Source organism: Enterobacter sp. CGMCC 5087 (assembly GCF_003144775.1).
Classification (GTDB): domain Bacteria; phylum Pseudomonadota; class Gammaproteobacteria; order Enterobacterales; family Enterobacteriaceae; genus Enterobacter; species Enterobacter cloacae_M.
The window spans coordinates 1-2,648 of sequence record NZ_QFXN01000218.1 but is presented as its reverse complement, the minus strand read 5'-3'; the positions used below and the strand labels follow the sequence as shown (position 1 = coordinate 2,648).

4 protein-coding genes are annotated in these 2,648 nt (G+C 55.2%); all 4 read left to right on the top strand.

Annotated elements, in window-relative coordinates; genetic code table 11:
* Positions 1 to 683: NAD(P)-dependent alcohol dehydrogenase (locus DEO48_RS18535; protein WP_258306121.1), on the top strand; the 683-nt coding region annotated here is incomplete at its 5' end.
* Positions 684 to 798: 115 nt separating this feature from the next.
* A complete protein-coding gene (yidA, locus tag DEO48_RS18530) occupies positions 799 to 1,611 on the top strand; it encodes a sugar-phosphatase (protein WP_109845948.1) in 813 nt (270 codons plus the stop codon).
* Between the two features lie 226 nt (positions 1,612 to 1,837).
* Positions 1,838 to 2,527 carry a D-galactonate utilization transcriptional regulator DgoR gene (gene dgoR, locus DEO48_RS18525; RefSeq protein ID WP_003861109.1) on the top strand — a complete coding sequence of 230 codons (690 nt, stop codon included), beginning with the start codon at positions 1,838 to 1,840 and terminating at the stop codon, positions 2,525 to 2,527.
* Positions 2,524 to 2,648, top strand: a 125-nt coding sequence (locus tag DEO48_RS18520) for a 2-dehydro-3-deoxygalactonokinase (RefSeq protein ID WP_181367030.1), incomplete at its 3' end; no start/stop codon positions are given. The genes dgoR and DEO48_RS18520, both read left to right, overlap by 4 nt.

Below are 2,648 nucleotides of genomic sequence, written 5' to 3'. Positions count from 1 at the left end.
GATCGAACACGATGCGAAATCATGATCGACTACGGTGCGAACTGGCGATCGATCACCGTGCGAATATGCATCTGGATGACGCCGAGGCCAGCACGCTGCCCTGCGCAGGGCTTACCGCCTGGTTTGCGCTGGTGGAACGTGGTCAGCTGCGCGCCGGGCAATCGGTGCTGGTGCAGGGCACGGGCGGCGTGGCGATATTCGCCCTGCAAATCGCAAAAGCGCACGGGGCGGAGGTTTTTGTCACCTCGGGGAGTGATGAAAAACTGGCGCTGGCCAAAAAGCTGGGAGCCAGCCAGGGCATCAACCGTCTGAAAGGCGACTGGGCGGAAAATACGCTGGCGCTCACGCAGGATCGCGGCATCGACCATATTATTGAAACCGTAGGCGGAGAGAACCTGAAGCATTCCCTGCGCGCCGTTGCCGTTCACGGACGTATCTCCGTCATTGGCGTGCTGGCCGGGACGGAGATTACGCTCTCTGCTGGCGAACTGCTGCTGAAATCACCCGTCATTCAGGGGATTGGCGTGGGGCACCGCCGGGCGCTGGAAGATTTTGTCCGCGCAGTTGACGTCACGGGGCTGAAGCCGGTGATAGAGCATCGCTACCGTTTTAACGAGCTTGAACAGGCGTTTGAACACCTCGATCGCGGCGCGTTCGGTAAAATAGTTCTCACCCGCGAGTAAGCCTTCGTTCCCCGGAATAAGCGTAAAAGGGGCATTCCTGTTGCGCAATATAGCTCTATTTTTGTGTGCTTAATCGCGTTAGCATGAGGCAGCACTCATTTATTCCGGGGAACTCATGGCTATCAAACTCATCGCAATCGATATGGACGGCACGCTGCTGCTGCCAGATCACACTATCTCTCCAGCCGTTAAAAACGCGATTGCCGCGGCGCGCGCAAAGGGCGTGAATGTGGTCCTGACCACGGGGCGTCCGTATGCGGGCGTACACAGCTATCTGAAAGAACTGCACATGAATCAGCCGGGCGACTACTGCATCACCTATAACGGCGCGCTGGTGCAGAAAGCCGCTGACGGCAATACGGTTGCGCAAACCGCGCTGAGCTACGATGACTATCTGTTCCTGGAAAAACTGTCCCGTGAAGTGGGTTCCCACTTCCACGCGCTCGATCGCAATACGCTCTATACCGCCAACCGCGATATCAGCTACTACACGGTACATGAATCCTACGTTGCGACCATTCCGCTGGTGTTCTGTGAAGCGGAGAAAATGGACCCGGCGACGCAGTTCCTGAAAGTGATGATGATCGACGAGCCGGAGATCCTGGATAAAGCGATTGCGCGCATTCCGGCGGAGGTAAAAGAGAAGTACACCGTGCTGAAAAGTGCGCCGTACTTCCTCGAAATCCTCGATAAACGCGTCAATAAAGGCACCGGTGTCAAATCACTGGCCGATGCGCTGGGTATTAAACAGGAAGAGATCATGGCGCTGGGCGACCAGGAAAATGACATCGCGATGATCGAATTCGCCGGTATGGGCGTGGCGATGGATAACGCCATTCCATCCGTGAAAGAAGTGGCCAACTTCGTGACCAAATCCAACCTGGAGGACGGCGTTGCTTACGCGATCGAGAAGTTTGTGCTGCAGTAACGCTTATTTTTAATCATCAGCCTCGGTTATCAACCGGGGCTTTTTTTTGCGCTGAACTTATTGAATTGTTCTTTTTGTGATCTTGATTGTAGTACAACATTAAATGATTGTACTACATTACAGCCATGGCAAAGACGAACTCCCTCACGTTTGTACTGCAAAAGTGAGGTGAAATTCAGCGGTCGCGGTAAAGTAGTGATGGACATACAGAGCACAAGGACTCTCCATGACACTCAATAAAACCGATCGCATCGTCATCACGCTGGGCACCCAGATTGTGGGTGGCAAATATGTTCCCGGTTCGCCGCTGCCGGCGGAGGCCGAACTGTGTGAGGAGTTTGAAACCTCGCGCAACATCATCCGGGAAGTGTTCCGTTCGCTGATGGCGAAGCGGCTGATTGAAATGAAGCGCTATCGCGGCGCGTTTGTTGCCCCGCGTAACCAGTGGAACTACCTCGATACCGACGTGCTGCAGTGGGTGCTGGAAAACGACTACGACCCGCGGCTTATCGGCGCGATGAGTGAAGTACGAAACCTGGTCGAACCGGCCATCGCCCGCTGGGCGGCGGAACGCGCAACTTCCGGCGATTTGGCTCAGATTGAGTCGGCTTTAAACGACATGATCGCTAACAACCAGAACCGGGAGGCGTTTAACGAGGCGGACATTCGCTACCACGAAGCGGTGCTGCAGTCGGTTCATAACCCGGTATTGCAGCAGCTTAGCGTAGCGATCAGCTCGCTACAGCGAGCAGTATTTGAACGTACCTGGATGGGCGATGAGGCCAACATGCCGAAAACGCTCCAGGAACATAAAGCGCTGTTCGATGCGATACGGCATCAGGACGGCGATGCGGCAGAGCAGGCGGCACTTACCATGATTGCCAGCTCGACACGAAGGCTGAAGGAAATCACATGACATCTCGCTACATCGCAATTGACTGGGGATCGACCAATCTGCGCGCCTGGCTGTATCAGGGCGAGCAGTGCCTGGAAAGCAGGCAATCAGAAGCAGGCGTGACGCGCCTGAACGGTAAATC

Excerpts from the sequence above, each read along its gene's own strand:
- yidA (WP_109845948.1), top strand. The coding sequence starts at position 799 with ATGGCTATCAAACTCATCGCAATCGATATGGACGGCACGCTGCTGCTG.
- dgoR (WP_003861109.1), top strand. The coding sequence starts at position 1,838 with ATGACACTCAATAAAACCGATCGCATCGTCATCACGCTGGGCACCCAG.